Below are 15,999 nucleotides of genomic sequence, written 5' to 3' on the forward strand. Positions count from 1 at the left end.
CGGCGGGGAACTGCTGCCCTAGTGGACTTCCTGCGCCTGGTAGACCTCGATGAAGCGGAGGTAGTTGTCCGCGATCTTCGACGCCGCGTCCTCACGCGAGACCGTTCTGGCGAGATAGCCTCTGAGCGAGTCCCACCAGATCGAGCGGCCGATCGCGAAGCCGACGAAGCCCTTCACGGGCGCCGCCTCGCGCAGCCACTGGTCGACCTTCGCGTCGCTGGCGCCGCGGCCGAGCAGGACGCAGACGACGCCCTCGCGGCCCTCGCCCTTGCGCGTCTGCTGCGCGAGCATCTCGGCGTCGGCCTGGGCGTCGACGCCCTCGATCTTCCAGATGTCGACCTCGATGCCGTACGCCTGCGTCTCCTCGATCGCGCGGCGCATCAGCTCCGGGCGCAGCTCGGCGTCGTAGCGGTCGCTGTCGCCGCCGACCGACTCCAGCTGCGCGTCCGTCGCGGGCACGAGCAGCTCGTAGAGGAACTTGCGGCCGTTGGCGTGAAGCCAGTCGGCGAGGCGCTTGAGGCGCTCGTTCTGGCGCGGGTTGACCGACGCGTCCGGGTCGTCCGGGTTGTAGCGGACGAGCACCTTCGAGAAGCTCGGGTCGAACTGCTCGATGTGGGCGCCGAAGTCGTCGCCGTACTGGAAGTCGAACTCGTTCTGCCCGGACTTCTCGACCGGCATCGCGAGCTTCAGGCCCTTCGCCTTCGCCTCAGCCGGGATGTCGCCGCCGAACTGCTCGTCGACGAGCACGCCGACGGAGGCGTTGTCGACGCCGCGGTCGGCCGCGAGCGCCATCCCCTCGTAGATCAGCTGCTTGGCGTCGGCGATCACGGCGGTCTCTTCCGGCGTCGGGTCTCCCTCGATGCCGAACATCTTCTTCTGGAACGAGCCGCGGTGGTCGAACGCGAGGATGTAGAGCCTGCCGTCGTAGCCGAGAGCCATGAAACCGTCCTCTGAGTCTGGGGGGAAATTGCGCGAAGAGACCGTCAAGTCTAACTTCGTCGGCCCGAACTACACCGTCGGTATCGAGGAAGAGCTGATGATCCTCGATGCTCGGACACTCGAGCTGTCGAACTCGATCGAGGCGATGCTGGAGGCCGCGCCGAGCGACTGCGTCAAGCCGGAGCTGATGGAGTCGGTGCTGGAGATCGCCACGACGCCGCAGCCGGACACCGATGCGGCGGGCGCGGAGCTGCGCAGCCTGCGACGCCAGGTGATCGAGGCGGCGGCGTCGAGAGGGCTGACGATCGGCTCGGCCGGCACGCACCCGTTCGCGATGTGGGAGCAGCAGCGGATCGTCGGCCGCGACCGCTACCGCGACCTCGTCAGCGACCTCAAGTTCGTCGCCCGCCAGGAGATCATCTTCGGCCAGCACGTCCACGTCGGCCTCGACGACGCCGACAAGGCGATCCACGTCGCCAACGGGATGCGGATCCACCTGCCGGTGCTGCTGGCGCTGTCGGCCAACTCGCCCTTCTGGCGCGCCGACGCGACCGGGCTGGCATCGACGCGCACGCCGATCTTCCGCGCCTTCCCGCGCGTCGGGATCCCGCCGACGTACGCCGACTGGGACGACTACGCGGCGAAGATCGACTTCATGGTCCGCAGCGGCGTGATCGAGGACTACACCTACCTCTGGTACGACGTGCGGCCGCATCCGAACCTCGGCACGGTCGAGGTGCGCGTGATGGACAGCCAGACGAGGATCGAGCACACGCTCGGGCTGACGGCGCTGATCCAGGCGATGGTGAAGGAGCTGGCGGAGCACTTCGAGGCCGGCAAGCGGCTGTCGAAGTACCCGCACCAGATGATCGACGAGAACAAGTGGCTGGCCGCGCGCCACGGCCTCGACGGCGAGCTGGTCGACCTGCCGGGGATCGAGCGGGTGCAGACGCGGGCGCTCGCGCGGCGGCTGCTCGACCGCCTGCGCGGCCACGCCGAGGACCTCGGCTCGGCCGGCGCGCTGGAGGCGGTCGAGGACCTGCTCGCGCGCGGAAACGGCGCCGCCCGCCAGCGCGTCGTCCACGAAGCCAACCACGACCTGCACGAGGTGATGGCGGAAATCGTCGCCGCGACGGCGGTGTGAGCGCGATGTGAGCGCCCCGGAACGACCTCCGAGGGCTAGACTGGAGTGGTGAGCAGCGGCGGTCCGGACCTGTTCGTCATCTGCAAGAGCTGCGGGTCTGAAGTCAGCCCGTACATCACCGAGTGCCCGTATTGCGGCAATCGGCTGCGCAAAAGGGCGCCAAGGCTCGACAGAGGCGGGAAACCAAGGGAGAAGCCGCGCAAGGCGCGCAAGCCTCCGACGCCGTCGCTGGGGCCGCTGAAGCGCGGCGAGATCCCCGGCATCAGGGTCGACGCGCACCCGTACGCGACCGCGACCGTGGTCGCCGTCAGCCTGCTGCTGCTCGTCTATCTGAGAGCCGATCCGGCTCGCTACCTCGACTGGTTCGGCGTCGGCAGCACGTTCGCCGGCGACGAGTGGTGGCACGTCTTCACGGCGCCGTTCGCCTACATGAGCAGCGGCTACGCCTTCGTGACGCTGTTCGCGATCGCGATCTTCGGCTGGCTGCTGGAGCGCCGCCACGGGCCGTTCGTCGTGCTCGGCCTGTTCCTGCTCGGCGGCGTCGGGGGGATCGCGCTCGCCAGCCTGACCGACCCGGTCTGGGCGCTGGGCGGCAACGGCGCGGCGCTGGCGCTGCTGGCGGCGTGGGCGGTGCCCGATCTGCTCGACGAGCGCGCCGGCCGCGAGATCGACGGCGACCTGCTCGGCGTCGGCTTCTTCGCCGTGCTGCTGCTGGCGATGCCGCTCGCGGTCCACGACGCGAACGCGATCGCCGGTGCGACCGGGCTGATCGTCGGTCTGCTCGTCGGCCTGCCGCTGGCGCGCGCCGCACGGCGCTGAGCCGCCCGGCGCGGCGTCGCTACGATGGCGCCGTGGCCGAACCTGCCTACACCGACGCCCAGCTCGAAGCCGCGGTCGCGCTGCTCGAGGACTCCGAACGGCTGCGCAGCGCGCAGGAACTGGTCTCGCGCGCCGCGCCGCAGCTGCAGAGAGTGCTGAACAGCGCCCTCTCCAGCGGCGGCTGGTTCGGCGACATCCACGACCAGGCGGTGCACGCCGCCGCCGGCGAGCCGGAGCTGGCGCAGCGCAAGGTCGCGATCAGCACCCTGGTTGCGGAAGAGACGCGGCTGGGCATGCTCGTCGGCGTCGCGGTGGGCTTCGAGCTCGCCCGGCTGCTGGAAGCGAACGACGACTTCCCCTCGAAGGAGGAGTGACATGGAGCTGCGATTCCTCGGCCAGTCGGCGTTCGCGCTCAGCGACGGCGACACGACCGTCCTGACCGACCCGTTCCTGACCGGCAACCCGAGAGCGGTCACCGCCGCCGACGAGTTCGACCCGCAGACGATCCTGCTGTCGCACGGGCACGCCGACCACGTCGGCGACACCGTCGCGATCGCCAAGCGCAGCGGCGCGACCGTCGTCGCGGTCGTCGAGCTGGCGCACGAGCTGGCCAGAGAGGGCGTCGAGGTCGCCGACCCCAACCTCGGCGGCACCGTCGGCTTCGAGTGGGGCTCGGTCAAGCTCGTGCCGGCCTTCCACACGGCCGTCTCGCCGGCCGGCACGCCGCACATCGCCGCCGGCCTCGTGATCGACTTCAAGGGCACGACGATCTACCACCTCGGCGACACCTGCCTCTTCAGCGACCTGGCGCTGCCGGGCCGCGCGCGGCAGATCGACGTCGCGCTCGTGCCGATCGGCGGCCATTACACGATGGACCGCCACGACGCCGTCGAGGCGGTCAAGCTGATCGGCGCCAGAACCGTGATCCCGATCCACTACGACACCTTCCCGCCGATCGAGACCGACGCGCAGGCGTTCAAGGCCGACGTCGAGGCGCAGACCTCGTCGGCCTGCGTCGTGCTCGCGCCGGGTGAGAGCTGGAGCAGCTAGATGACCCATGCGATCGTGCTGATCCAGGCCGAGCGGACCTCGCTCGCCGAGCTCGGCGGCCAGCTGGCCGAGATCAACGGCGTCGCCGAGGCCTACTCGGTCACCGGCGAATGGGACTTCGCGGCCGTGTTGCGGCTGCGCGAGCAGGACGACCTCGCGCACGTCGTGACCGAGAAGCTGTCGCGCCTGCCGGGCATCGTGAAGACGCAGACGATGGTCGCGTTCGAGGTCTACTCGAGACACGACCTCGACGCGCTCTTCAGCGTCGGGGAGTAGGGGCTTCGCCTTGCGAGTTCCACGGCGGCGCGCGCGGGCGCGTGGCCGCGGCGGGAACTCGCGGGTCGTCTAGATGACGCCGGCGGAGCGGAGCGCGTCGCCGAAGGCGTCGGCCTGGCGCGCGTGCGTGTGGCCAGCGAGCGCGGCGCGGCCGGCCTCGCCGAGGCGGGCGCGCAGCGGCGCGTCGTCGAGCAGGCGGCCGAGCGCGGCGGCGAGCGCGGGCACGTCGCCGGCCGGCACCACGAGACCGGTCTCGCCGTCGCGGACGAGGCCGCCCGCGACCGCGCCGACGGCGCCGGTCGCGACGACCGGCGTCGCCTGGTGGAGCGCCTCGTTGCAGACCAGGCCCCACGGCTCGCGGAAGCGCGGCGTCGGGATCGACGGCAGCGTCACCGCCGTCGCGGCCGCGTAGGCGACCGGCAGCTGCTCGGCGCCGACCGGCGGCAGCAGCACGACGCCGTCGCCCGCGGCAGCCCGCAGCGCCGGCGCCAGCTCGCCGTCGCCGATCGCGACCAGCCGCGCCTGCGGACGGGCGGCGTGGAGCGTGCGCCAGGCGCCGAGCAGCGTCGCGATCCCCTTCTCTGGCACCAGCCGGCCGACGTACAGGAGCAGCGGCGCATCGGCCGGGAGGTCGTGGGCGGCGCGCCAGTCGGCGATCTCCTGCTCGCCCACGGCGCGCCCGAACAGCGCGCCGTCGACCGACTGCGGCGCGACGAAGACGTCGTCGGCGCGGTGGCGGAAGCCGGCGACGTAGCGGCTGACGTGCGGCCCGTAGGTGAGCACCGCGTCGGCGCGGCGGCAGACGTGGTGCAGCAGCGGCAGCGCGACGGCCGCCTTCGCGCCGCCGCGGGGATCGGCCCAGACCGACGCCCACAGCACGAATCTGCGCCGTCGCAGCCGCATCGCGGCGTAGGTCGCCGGCAGCATCGCGCCGCCCGCGACCGGCGCGATCGCGGCCGCGTAGCGGTCGCCGAGCCGCAGCGCGGCACGCGGCCCGTCGAGCCGGCGGGCGGGGAAGGGCGCCGCCGCCAGCTGCCCGTCGAGGTCGCCGAACCACTCCGGCACGTAGCTCTGTCCGGCGCCGAAGCACAGCACCTCGACGCCGTAGCGCTCGGCCAGCAGCGCGTACAGCGGGGCGCGGTACGGCGTTATGACGTTGGTCACCAGCGCGATCGCCACGACGCAGCAGCCTGGCACAATCGCTCGCCAGTGGCCTCGACGCGCATCCTTCTGCTGCACAACCGCTACCGCGCCGCCGGCGGCGAGGAGCGGGTCGTCGACCAGCTCGAGACGGTCCTGCGCGCGCACGGGCACGCCGTCGCGCGGCTGGAGCGCGACAGCTCCGCGGCCGGCGCCGCGACCGCCGCGCGCGGGCTGCTGCGCGGCGGGCTCGACGAGCACGAGGTCGCCGACGCCGTCCGCGCCCATCGCGCCGAGATCGTCCACGCCCACAACGTCCACCCGCTGTTCGGCTGGCGGGCGCTGGCGGCGGCGCGCGCGGCCGGCGCGCGGGTCGTCCTGCACCTGCACAACTACCGCCTCGTCTGCGCGATCGGCGTCGGCTTCCGCGACGGCGCCCCGTGCGCCCGCTGCCACGGCCGCGACCTGCGCCCCGGCGTGCGGCTGCGCTGCCGCGGCGGGCTGCCGGAGGCGCTCGTCTACGGCGCCGGGCTGGCGCTGCAGCAGCCGCGGCTGCTGCAGCACGCCGACGCCGTCGTCGCCGTCAGCGCGGCGCAGCTGGCGCTGCTGCGGGACGGCTACGGCGTCGCGCTGCCGCAGGCGCGGGTGCTGCTCAACGCGGTCGAGACGATCGCGGAGGCGTCGCTGGCGGGGGAGGGGAGCTACGCGCTCGCCGCCGGGCGGCTCGTCGACGTGAAGGGCTTCGACGTGGCCGTGCGGGCGGCCGTCACGGCCGGCGTGCCGCTGCGGGTCGCCGGCTCCGGGCCGGAGGAGGAGCGCCTGCGCGCGCTCGCCGGCGGCGCCGACGTGCGCTTCCTCGGCCGCCTGTCGCAGCAGGAGCTGGGGCGGGAGCGGCGCGGCGCTGCCGTGATGCTGGCGCCGTCGCGCTCGGACGATCCCTGCCCGATGAGCGTCGTGGAAGCGCTCGCCGACGGCCTGCCGGTGCTCGGCGGCGACCGTGGCGGCGTGCCGGAGCTGGTCGGCCCCGGCGCGACGCTGCCGGCGGAGGACGCCGGCGCCTGGAGCGAGGCGCTGCGCGCGCTGTGGGAGGACCCCGCCGCGCGTGCCCGCGCAGGCGCCGCCGCGCTCGCCCGCGCCCGTGCCGAGCACGCGCCGGAGGTCTTCTACGAGCGGCTCATCTCCATCTACCACGAGGCGCTGGCGCGCTGACGCGTCGCCGCGTCCTGCGCGGAACGGCGCCGCACGGCGCGCGGGGCGTGCCGCGAGTGGGCGTCACCGGGCATCGGGCGCGTGGCAGGAGCGCCGACGGGTAGGGTCCTGGCCATGCGTGCACGCCAGCTTCCGCTCGCCGCGATCGCGGCCGCCGCGCTCGCCGCCGGCGCCGCCGGCTGCGGCGACGACGACGGCGCCGCCACGACCGCGGCGGCCGAGCAGACGCAGGCCCCGCCGTCGGCGACCGAGCCGACCGCCTCGGCGCCGGACGCGACGCCGCCTGCGCCGCCGACCGCGACCGACGCGGTCCCGACCACGACCGTCCCGAACCCGCCGAGCACGACGCCGACGAGAGCCGAGGAGCAGGGCGGCGGGGGCGAGGAGGCCGTGCGCGTGCCGGCGACCTTCGTGATCCGCAGCGGCAGACTGACGCCGCCGACGATCAGCGTCCCGCCGCGGCTGGCGATCGAGCTGACCCTGCGCGGCGACGACGCTGCGCACGTGCTGGTGCTGAGAGCGCCGCAGCCGCGCACGCTGAGAGTCGCGGCCGGCGGCCAGGCGTCGCTGCGGATGCCGGGCCTGAGAGCCGGCAGCTACGACATCACGCTCGACGGCAGACCCGCGGGCGAGCTGATCGCCGGCGGCGAAGTCGGTCCGTAACGGTCACGCTCGCCGGCGAGGCGCGAGGCGCGAGGCGCGAGGCGCGAGGCGCGAGGCGCGAGGCGCGAGGCGCGAGGCTAGGGCGCCGGCGCCGGATCGTCCGACGAGACGCCGTCGTCCGCCGGCGGCGTCGCGGGGCTCTGGTCGACCGGCGGGGTCTGGGGCGTCGTCTCCGGCGGCGCCGAGGGCGTCGTCGGGGTCGGCGTCGTGGTCGTCGGCGGCGGCGAGGGCTCGGCCGGCAGCGTCGTGACCGGCTCGGTCGGCGGCGGCGGGGTCGCGGCCGACGCCGTCGGCGGCGTCGCGGCGGCGACCGTCTGCGGCGGCTGGTTCGGCGGGAGCTCCGACGGCAGCGCCGTCGTGCCCGACTCGACCTGCGTCTGCCCGGTCGGGGTCGGCGTCACGGTCGAGGCGACCGTCGTGCCGTCGGCGGGCGTCGTCGCGGCCGGCGGCGGGGCGGCGGCGGTCGTGGTCGTCGCCGGCTCCTCCGGCGCTCTGGTGGCGGCGGCGTCGGCCGGCACGGCCGCTCTGGCGGCGCGCAGGTCGGCCGCGGCGGCCTTTCTGTCGGCACTGATCGCCTTGCCGGGCGCGTCGAGCGCGCGCTGCACCTGGGCGGGCGCGTCGCGGTAGGTCGGCGCCGGATGGGCCTGCACGTCGGCGGGCGCCTGCGCGACGACCGGCGACGGCGGCGCCGCCTGGCGCGGGACGCGGTGCTCGATCTCGACCGCGCCGGCGGTCACGAGCGCGGCGGCGGCGAGGCCGGCGGCGGCCTTCGTCGCGACGGTCGACATGCCGGCGGAGATCAGGCCGCCCGTGGCGGAGCCGGCGACGGCCGAGCCGGCGGCGGCGCCGGCCGCGCTGCCTGCGCTCGCGCCGCTGCCCGCGCTGGCCGAGATGCCGAGGTGCGCGAGCAGCATTCTCTTGAAGGCGAGCGCGAAGCCGACCGGCATCACGGCCGCCAGCGCCTTGTTGGTCGAGCGCAGCTGCTGGCGGAAGCCGGCGCAGCCCGCGCACGTGCGCAGGTGGCGGCGGACCGGCGGCGAGGTGCGGCGCTTGAGGCCCTCAGCGATCTCGCCCAGCTCGAGCCGGACCTCGTCGCAGGAGAGCTGGCGCGCCTCGGCGGCCTCGGCGAGCGAGACGCGGGCGCGCACCAGCAGCGACTTGACCGACGGGATCGTCGTCTCCATCGCCTCGGCGATCTGCTCGTAGGAGAGCGCGTCGATCTCGCGCAGCAGCAGCGCCGTGCGCTGCGTCTCCGGCAGGTCCTGGACGTCGGCGATCAGCTCGCGGAACTCCTCGCGCTTGTGGACCTTGTCCGCCGTCGTCGTGCCGTGCTCGGCGAGGTGGACGTCCATCGAGTCGACGCCGATCGGCTGCTGGCGGCGGAGGTGGTTGAGCGAGCGGTTGCGGGCGATGCGGTAGAGCCACGGCCGCGCGTTGATCGGGCGGTCGTCGGCGAGGATCGCGTTGAAGGCGGCCGCGAAGACCTCCTGCAGCACGTCCTCGGCATCCTCTCTGGAGCCGAGCATGTGGCGGCAGAAGGCGAGCAGGCGCGACTGGTAGCGGGCGACCAGCGTCTCGAAGGCGCCGTGGTTGCCGCGCCGGATGAGCGCGATCAGGCGCTCGTCGGACTGCAACCGCAGCAGCGGCGAACGAGTGTTGATGCCGGCGACCCCGGCGTGTTTGAGGGCTGAGACTTCCACGCTGTGACGTTCCTTGCCTGCTGGGACACCGTAGCAGCGGGCAAGTTGCGGAAAAGCCCCTGAAACGATGCCGTCAGGGCGCCTGACTGGCGCGTCCGCGCGCGCGTGTGACACCGGGGCGGAGTCCGCCCCGCCGCTGCGCCCATTCGGACAACAGCAGCGCGGTCGCGACCGGCACCGTCGCCGGCAGCGTGTCGAGCACGAGGAACAGCAGGTCGAACGACAGCGACAGCGCGAACGTCAGCAGCGCGATCCGCCCCTGCCGCCGCCCCTCGGCCGCCAGCAGCGCGCCGAAGACGCCGGCGATGAAGAAGTCGCCGTAGCCGATCACGGCGTGGCCGAACAGCGCCCGCTGCAGCTGCGGCAGCTCGGCCGGCGGCGCCGCGCCGTTGAGCACCGTCGCGGCCGGCTGCAGCGTCTCGGCGCCGATCAGGATCGCGTCGCAGACGGCCATCAGCACGATCCCGACCTTCAGCCAGCCGTGCGGCGCGACGGCGACCAGCAGCACCCCCAGCGTCACGCACGAGAGGCCGCTCAGCAGCGTCGCGGCGCCCTCGCCGACGAGCGACTCGCGCGCCTGCCAGGCGAGCAGGAAGAGCACGGCCGCCAACGGTGCCAGCCACGGCCGGCCGCCGTGCATCGTCCAGCCGAGCGCGGCGGCGGCGAGCGGCGGGATGCAGATCAGCGCGACCCAGGTGAGCACGTCGGCGGTGCCGGACTGGAAGTTGATCGCCCACACGACGAGCGCGATCGAGGCGAGCGGCACGGCCGCCCACCAGGGATTGCGCAGGCGCTCGGCGAGCCGCTCCAGGAGCGGTATGGAGCCCGCGCGCGGGAGCGCCACGGCGCCCGCTTGGACGCCGATCAGAACGATGTTGGAGGCGAGAAACTCACGCGTCACGTTCCGAATGATGGACGACCGTTTCCGCGCACACCCGCACACCCTGTCGAGACCCCCCCAACCGGGCGGTTGTCACACAATCCGGCCTTCCTCCGCCCTCTCGCTACCCTCAAGGTCACGCCTATGTCCTCCTCCGTATCCAGCTCCGTAGCCAAGCCCCGCTCCACGAATCGTCGCGAGCGGCGACGAGGCGGGGACGGGGCGCCGGAGTCCGGACACGGGCTCGACCTCTACGAGCAGATGCTGCTGATCCGCATCTTCGAGGAAGAGGTCGAGCGGCAGTACAAGCGCGCGAGAATCGGTGGCTACTGTCACCTCGCCTCGGGCCAGGAGGGCGCCACCGTCGGCGCCGTCCATTCGATGCAGGACGAGGACCTGCTGTTCTCCTCCTACCGCACCCACGGCCTCGCGCTCGCCAAGGGCGTCGACCCGGATGCCGTGATGGGCGAGCTGTTCGGCCGCGAGGGCGGCTCCGCGCACGGTCGCGGCGGCTCGATGCACCTGCTCGACTTCTCCAGAGGCTTCCTCGGCGGCTGGGGCATCGTCGCCGGCCAGCTGCCGCTCGCCGTCGGTGCCGCGCTCGAGATCTCCTACAAGGACAAGCGAGCGGCCGTCATGTGCGAGCTGGGCGACGCCGCGACCAACATGGGCGCGTGGCACGAGGCGCTCAACCTCGCCGCGATCTGGGACCTGCCGATCGTCGCGCTGGTGCTGAACAACAGATACGGCATGGGCACGACCGTCGAGAAGGCCTCCGGCGAGCCCGAGCTGTACAAGCGCGCCTCCGCCTTCCGCATGCACGGCGAGCGCGTCGACGGCCAGGACGTCGAGGCCGTGCTGTCGGCCGCCGACCGTCTCCTCACGCGCGCCCGCGAGGAGCGCAAGCCGGCCGTCCTGGAGGTCGTCACCTACCGCTACCGCGGCCACTCCGTCGCCGACGCCGGCACCGCGTACCGCACGCAGGAGGAGATGGACGAATGGAAGAAGCGCGACCCGCTGCTGATCTACAGACAGCGGCTGCTTGACGAGAGACGCGCGACGCAGGCGCAGATCGACGCGATCCAGGCGCGGGTCGAGAAGCGCGTCGAGCAGGCGGTCGAGGCCGCCGAGGCGAGCCCCGAGCCGCCCGTCAGCTCCCTCTCCCAGCACCTCTACGGGGATCCCGCCAGCCGCGAGCAGTTCTCGCGCATGAGCCCCGGCAGCCCGTTCGGCGAGCGCGAGCTCGTCCTGGAAGGACTCGGTCGATGAGCGCCACCGCACCCGCCCCGTCCACCACGACGCTGACGTACCGCGAGGCGGTCCGTCTCGGTCTGCGCGAGGAGCTGCTGCGCGACGAGGACGTCTTCCTGATGGGCGAGGAGATCGGCGTCTTCGAGGGCTCCTACAAGGTCACCGCCGGCCTCTTCAGAGAGTTCGGCCCGATCCGCGTGCGCGAGACGCCGATCTCGGAGGAGGGCTTCGTCGGCGCCGGCATCGGCGCGGCGATGATGGGCCTGCGCCCGGTCGTCGAGATCATGACGCTGAACTTCATCCTCGTCGCGATGGACCAGGTCGTGAACCACGCGGCGAAGATCCGCTACATGTTCGGCGGCGAGGTCGGCTGCCCGCTCGTGATCCGCACGCCCAACGGCGGCGGCTCGCAGCTGACGGCGCAGCACTCGCAGAGCTTCGAGGTCTTCTTCGCCCACACGCCGGGCATGAAGGTCGTCGCGCCGAGCACGCCTGCGGACGCCCACGGCCTGCTGAAGGCCGCGATCCGCGACGACGACCCGATCCTGGTGGTCGAGAACCTGCAGTCGTACAAGGTCAGAGGCGAGGTCCCCAACGACCCCGACCACGTCGTCGAGATCGGCAAGGCGGCGATCACCCGCGAGGGCGGCGACATCACGCTCGTCGCGCACTCGTTCGCGGCGACGCGCGCGCTCAGAGTCGCCGAGAGACTGAAGCGCGACCACGGCGTCAACGCCGAGGTCGTCGACCTGCGCTCGCTGCGCCCGCTCGACGTCGAGACGGTCTCGAAGTCGATCCAGAAGACCAACCGCGCCCTCTGCGTCGACGAGGGCTGGGCGACCTACGGCATCAGCGCCGAGATCGCCGCCCGCATCCAGCGCGCCTGCTTCGACGACCTCGACGCGCCGATCGAGCGCGTCGGCCTCGCCGAGGTGCCGATGCCGTACGCGAAGCAGCTCGAGAGAGCGGCGATCGTCAACGACGACAAGATCGAGGCGGCGGCGCTCAGCGTGCTCGGCCTCGGGCCCGACGTCTTCTCGTACTAGAACGCGCCGTTGCCCGCCGGGGATAGCATCTCGCGTGATGCGCCCCGGCCCGGGTGGCGGAATTGGCAGACGCCGCCGACTTAAAATCGGCTGTCCTCACGGACGTGCGGGTTCGATCCCCGCCCCGGGCACTACGCTGCCGCGATGGGCGAGCTGAGCGTCCGCCTGCAGCCGCGGGCGAAGAGAAACGAGGTCGTCGGCACGCGTGACGGCGTCCTGCTCGTGCGCGTGACGGCCCCGCCGGTCGACGGCAAGGCGAACGCCGCGCTCTGCAAGCTGCTGGCCAAGGAGCTGCGCGTGGCGCCCTCGACGGTCGCCGTCATACGTGGCTCGTCGGCGCGCGACAAGCTGCTGCGGATTGACGGAATCGAGACCTCGGAGCTGCTGCACCGGCTTATTGGCAGTGCGTGAACGTCCGATTCCGGACCATCCTTGACGCGGGGGCGTAGCGTAGGACGGGTGAGCAGCGTGAGCGGAGCACGCTGTGCAGCCGCCGCATGGCGGCTGCACAGGCAATCCGACTGGTGCTGCGGCTCAGGCAGCCGCGGCTTCGGCGCGCGTGACGACCGGGGTGAGGCCGTCCAGGACGGCGTCGGTCAGTCTGGCGTCGCCGCTGATCTCGAGGCCGTCGCGCGAGCCTTCCGGCACGAGCGCGTCGACCCAGGCACGCTCCGTCCCCGCGATGCGGGCGGTGGCGTCGGCGTCGGCACGCTCCTCGAGCGTGACCTCGCCTCTCTTGACGGTGATCAGGTAGACCCTGTCCTCGCCGTCCTTGGAGCGCTGCTGGACGTTCAGCTCCAGCGAGCCCTTGAGCGACTTCGGCAGCGTCAGGAGGCCCGGCGCGAGCCGGAAGACGGCGCCGATGTCGATCGCCTCGCCGCGACGCGGCTCGGTCCACGACCACTCGTAGCCCCAGCGGGCGAGAGCGGCGAGGACCGGGATCAGGTCGCGAGCGCGCTCGGTCAGCTCGTAGTCCACGCGCGGCGGGACCTCGCGGTACCGCTGGCGGGTGAGCAGGCCGTCAGCGACCATGCGGTTGAGTCGGGAGCGGAGCTGCTCCGTCGAGATGCCCGGCAGGGTGCGCTGCAGCTCGACGAACCGCCGCGGACCGCTGACGAGATCACGGACGATCAGCAGCGTCCACTTGTCGCCGACGAGATCAAGTGCCCGAGCATCGGGAGACCACTGGTCATACGGATGCCGTTTGGGCGGGGGAGCGGGTGAAATGGGGAACCTCCGGTGGGACGAGAGCGGGGCGACCTACCTACCGTGATGCAGATTAACCGACTGACGGGTAGCCGAGGGGTTGGAATGCGAGAAAAGCGCCAGAAATGCGCCATCTTGCACCTTCCTGTCGCATTTACCGGGGAAGAGAGCGACGATACGGCGCTCGTGCCGGCGGCCCTTACGGCGTACGGTGCGGCGAAAGTGGGACCGGCAGGAGCAGGAGGTGCGGTGAGATGGGCGAGGTGATCCAGTTCGTGCGGCGACGCCAGGGCGCACGCGATCGGGCAGCGGGCGTGACGTTCTTCTTCGATCTCGCCTGCCCGTACACCTACCTCGCGGCCGAGCGGCTCGACCGTCGCTTCTGCGACGCGCGCTGGCGGCCGGCGACGAGCGGGCGGCATCTGGCCGTCAGCCCGCTGCTCGCGGAGGCGCCGGGCGCGGGCGAGGTCGACCTGCACGCGCTGCGGGCCGTCGAGCGGCGCGCACGCGAGCTGCACATGCCGCTGGTGTGGCCCGAGCGCTTCCCGGCGCAGGTCCCGCATGCGATGCGGGCGGCGACCTTCGCGGCCGAGCGCGGGCGGGCGCAGGCGTTCGCGATCGCCGTCGGCCGGCTCGCCTTCTGCGGCGGCTTCGACGTCGAGGACCCGCGGATGCTCGCCGAGGCGGCCGCGGCGGCGGGGCTCGACGTCGACGACACGCTCGACGCGGCCGACGATCCGCGCCGCGATCGCGAGCTCGAGACGGCCGGCCGCGCGCTCTGGGTCGACGGCGGCACGACGCTGCCGGCGGTCCGTCACGACGGTGGCCTCTTCTGCGGCGAACATGGCGTCACAGCAGCCATCTTTGCGCTGCCGGCGGTCGTCACCGCGGGACCGGGGTCCTGATCGACGTGGCGCGGCGGCGTTCTGAGGCCTGCGTCTGAGCGGTTCCTCATCGCCGAGGGTTCGGATCTGAGCCTCGCGCTGTCACAATCCCTGGTGGGATGGACCGGGTACTGCGATACGCCTATCGCCGACTCGGCCGGCGCTATCCGCTGACTGTCGTCGTCCTCCAGTTCCAGATCGCCCACCTGCTGGCGCTCGGCGGCATCGTGCTGCTGCGGCTGTACCAGCCGATGAGCAACAGCACCTTCCTGCTGCTGCTGGTGGTCGCAGAGCTGCTGGTGGCGCTCGACAACGTGAGCTCGACGATGCTCGCGCGGCGGCTGCTGCGGCCGGTCGGAGCTTGGCTGGCCGGAGCGCGCGACCGCACCGCGACGGCGGCTGCGTGGCGCGCGCTCGCGTCGCTGCCGTCCGACTACACGCGCCGCGTGCCGACCGTCCCGATCGCGCTCGTGATCGTGCCGTTCGCCGTCTTCGCGACGCTCCAGCTCGACCTCAAGCCGTATTCCGCGCTGGCGATCCTGATGGGGATGCTGCTGACGCTGCTGTACGGCGCGGTGCTGCGCTTCTTCTTCCTCGAGTCGCTGCTGCGGCCGGTGCTGGAGGACGTCGCGCTGCACATGCCCGACGACTTCGACCCCGGCCGTGCCGGCGTCTCGCTGCGCAGGCGGCTGCTGATCGGCCTGCCGGCGATCAACATCCTCACGGGCGTGATCGTCGCCGGCATCGAGATGAACCGCCACGGCGCGCGGCTCGACGACCTCGGCCCGGCGGTCGTGATCGCGGTGACGGTCGCCTTCGTCATCTCGGTCGAGCTGACGATCCTGCTGTCGCGCTCGATCTTCGACCCGATCGACCAGCTGCGGGCGGCGACCGAGCGGGTCGGCCGCGGCGACCTGTCGACGCGCGTGCCGGTCGTCTCGACCGACGAGACCGGCCGCCTCGCGCGCTCCTTCAACGACATGGTCGCCGGCCTCTCCGAGCGCGAGCGGCTGCATGAGGCGTTCGACGCCTACGTCGGCCCCGACGTCGCCGAGATGGTGCTGCGCGACGGCACCCACCTCGACGGCAAGGAGCAGGTCGTCACCGTCGTCGCGCTCGACATCCGCGACTTCACGCAGAAGGCCGAGGGATCGACGCCGCGCCGCGTCGTCGACTTCCTCAACGAGTTCTACGGCGTCGTCGTGCCGATCATCGAGCGTCACGGCGGCCGTGCCGACAAGTACGTCGGCGACGGCCTGCTGGCGATCTTCGGCGCGCCCGAGCCGCTGCCCGACCACGCCGACCGCGGCGTCGCCGCCGCGCTGCAGGTCGCCGTCGCGGTCCGCGACCGCTACGGCGACGAGCTGAAGGTCGGCATCGGGGTCAACTCGGGCACCGTCATCGCCGGCACGATCGGCGGCGGCGGCCACGTCGAGTTCACCGTCATCGGCGACGCGGTCAACACGGTCGACCGGGTCGAGCAGGTGACGCGCCTGACCGGCGACACGGTGCTCGTGACGGAGGCGACGCGGCGGCTGCTGAGACGCGACCACGGGCGCTTCGAGAACCGCCCCGCGGTCCCGCTCAAGGGCAAGACGCAGAGAGTTCAGCTGTGGGCGCCGAAGGCGGTCAGCGCGACCGCGGGCGGCTCGCCCGACGGCACCGAGCGCGGCGCCGAGGAGCCGCCCGCGCCATCCGGTTCAACCGGTCGGACCGAAGAGTTCACGACGCCGAGGACGTGACGACGGCCTGAAGACGCGGAAAGAGCCCGGAATCCTTCCGGGCCCTTTCC

17 protein-coding genes and 1 tRNA gene are annotated in these 15,999 nt (G+C 72.8%); 13 read left to right on the top strand and 5 right to left on the bottom strand.

What is annotated here, in order from left to right:
• Window positions 1-18 precede the first annotated feature (18 nt).
• On the bottom strand, window positions 19-939 hold the full coding sequence (locus tag Q7L73_RS14845) for a 2-deoxy-5-keto-D-gluconate 6-phosphate aldolase domain-containing protein (RefSeq protein ID WP_304690512.1): 921 nt from the start codon (window positions 937-939) through the stop codon (window positions 19-21).
• Between Q7L73_RS14845 and Q7L73_RS14850 the strand changes: the two genes are divergently transcribed.
• From Q7L73_RS14850 to Q7L73_RS14870, 5 genes are read left to right on the top strand one after another with little or no spacing between them, the layout of a single operon-like run.
• On the top strand, window positions 938-2,083 hold the full coding sequence (locus tag Q7L73_RS14850) for a carboxylate-amine ligase (protein ID WP_304690513.1): 1,146 nt from the start codon (window positions 938-940) through the stop codon (window positions 2,081-2,083). The genes Q7L73_RS14845 and Q7L73_RS14850 overlap by 2 nt on opposite strands.
• A 48-nt stretch (window positions 2,084-2,131) precedes the next feature.
• Window positions 2,132-2,902: a rhomboid family intramembrane serine protease gene (locus Q7L73_RS14855; RefSeq protein WP_304690514.1), complete on the top strand. Its 771-nt coding sequence runs from the start codon at window positions 2,132-2,134 to the stop codon at window positions 2,900-2,902.
• 32 nt (window positions 2,903-2,934) lie between these two features.
• A complete protein-coding gene (locus Q7L73_RS14860; RefSeq protein WP_304690515.1) occupies window positions 2,935-3,276 on the top strand; it encodes a hypothetical protein in 342 nt (113 codons plus the stop codon).
• 1 nt (window position 3,277) lies between these two features.
• The gene (locus Q7L73_RS14865; RefSeq protein WP_304690516.1) at window positions 3,278-3,952 is read left to right on the top strand and encodes a metal-dependent hydrolase; all 675 of its coding nucleotides are present in this window, start codon (window positions 3,278-3,280) and stop codon (window positions 3,950-3,952) included.
• Complete coding sequence (locus Q7L73_RS14870; RefSeq protein ID WP_304690517.1) at window positions 3,953-4,228, top strand: Lrp/AsnC family transcriptional regulator; 276 nt, start codon at window positions 3,953-3,955, stop codon at window positions 4,226-4,228. It begins immediately after the preceding gene.
• 69 nt (window positions 4,229-4,297) lie between these two features.
• On the opposite strand, the gene Q7L73_RS14875 is transcribed toward Q7L73_RS14870, so the two are convergent.
• Window positions 4,298-5,407, bottom strand: coding sequence for a glycosyltransferase family 4 protein (locus Q7L73_RS14875; RefSeq protein ID WP_304690518.1), 1,110 nt, complete (start codon window positions 5,405-5,407; stop codon window positions 4,298-4,300).
• A 30-nt stretch (window positions 5,408-5,437) separates the two neighbouring features.
• Between Q7L73_RS14875 and Q7L73_RS14880 the strand changes: the two genes are divergently transcribed.
• Together Q7L73_RS14880 and Q7L73_RS14885 are read left to right on the top strand one after the other, a co-directional pair.
• Window positions 5,438-6,577 carry a glycosyltransferase family 4 protein gene (locus Q7L73_RS14880; RefSeq protein WP_304690519.1) on the top strand — a complete coding sequence of 380 codons (1,140 nt, stop codon included), beginning with the start codon at window positions 5,438-5,440 and terminating at the stop codon, window positions 6,575-6,577.
• Between the two features lie 114 nt (window positions 6,578-6,691).
• Window positions 6,692-7,240: a hypothetical protein gene (locus Q7L73_RS14885; RefSeq protein ID WP_304690520.1), complete on the top strand. Its 549-nt coding sequence runs from the start codon at window positions 6,692-6,694 to the stop codon at window positions 7,238-7,240.
• A 77-nt stretch (window positions 7,241-7,317) separates the two neighbouring features.
• On the opposite strand, the gene Q7L73_RS14890 is transcribed toward Q7L73_RS14885, so the two are convergent.
• Window positions 7,318-8,940, bottom strand: coding sequence for an RNA polymerase sigma factor (locus tag Q7L73_RS14890; RefSeq protein WP_304690521.1), 1,623 nt, complete (start codon window positions 8,938-8,940; stop codon window positions 7,318-7,320).
• A gap of 73 nt (window positions 8,941-9,013) precedes the next feature.
• Window positions 9,014-9,841, bottom strand: coding sequence for a hypothetical protein (locus tag Q7L73_RS14895; protein ID WP_304690522.1), 828 nt, complete (start codon window positions 9,839-9,841; stop codon window positions 9,014-9,016).
• A 240-nt stretch (window positions 9,842-10,081) separates the two neighbouring features.
• Here Q7L73_RS14895 and Q7L73_RS14900 point away from each other — a divergent pair, with 240 nt between their 5' ends.
• The 4 genes from Q7L73_RS14900 to Q7L73_RS14915 all read left to right on the top strand — a co-directional run bounded on the left by Q7L73_RS14900 (window position 10,082) and on the right by Q7L73_RS14915 (window position 12,528).
• Window positions 10,082-11,089 (top strand): thiamine pyrophosphate-dependent dehydrogenase E1 component subunit alpha, encoded by a 1,008-nt coding sequence (locus Q7L73_RS14900; protein ID WP_304690523.1) that lies wholly within the window; start codon window positions 10,082-10,084, stop codon window positions 11,087-11,089.
• Complete coding sequence (locus Q7L73_RS14905; protein ID WP_304690524.1) at window positions 11,086-12,117, top strand: alpha-ketoacid dehydrogenase subunit beta; 1,032 nt, start codon at window positions 11,086-11,088, stop codon at window positions 12,115-12,117. Before Q7L73_RS14900 ends, Q7L73_RS14905 begins: the two co-directional genes overlap by 4 nt.
• 47 nt (window positions 12,118-12,164) lie before the next feature.
• A tRNA-Leu gene (locus Q7L73_RS14910) sits at window positions 12,165-12,248 on the top strand.
• A gap of 13 nt (window positions 12,249-12,261) precedes the next feature.
• On the top strand, window positions 12,262-12,528 hold the full coding sequence (locus Q7L73_RS14915) for a DUF167 domain-containing protein (RefSeq protein WP_304690525.1): 267 nt from the start codon (window positions 12,262-12,264) through the stop codon (window positions 12,526-12,528).
• 123 nt (window positions 12,529-12,651) lie between these two features.
• Here the strand turns inward: Q7L73_RS14915 and Q7L73_RS14920 are convergent, their stop codons facing one another.
• A complete protein-coding gene (locus Q7L73_RS14920; protein ID WP_304690554.1) occupies window positions 12,652-13,344 on the bottom strand; it encodes a helix-turn-helix domain-containing protein in 693 nt (230 codons plus the stop codon).
• Window positions 13,345-13,577: 233 nt separating this feature from the next.
• On the opposite strand from Q7L73_RS14920, the gene Q7L73_RS14925 reads away from it, so the two are divergent.
• Window positions 13,578-14,228, top strand: coding sequence for a DsbA family protein (locus tag Q7L73_RS14925; protein WP_304690526.1), 651 nt, complete (start codon window positions 13,578-13,580; stop codon window positions 14,226-14,228).
• A 98-nt stretch (window positions 14,229-14,326) separates the two neighbouring features.
• Entirely contained in the window at window positions 14,327-15,949 is a 1,623-nt protein-coding gene (locus tag Q7L73_RS14930; protein ID WP_304690527.1) for an adenylate/guanylate cyclase domain-containing protein, read from the top strand.
• Window positions 15,950-15,999 lie beyond the last annotated feature (50 nt).

Origin of the sequence: Conexibacter sp. CPCC 205762, assembly GCF_030646155.1 — a bacterium.
In the GTDB taxonomy this organism is placed as follows: domain Bacteria; phylum Actinomycetota; class Thermoleophilia; order Solirubrobacterales; family Solirubrobacteraceae; genus Conexibacter.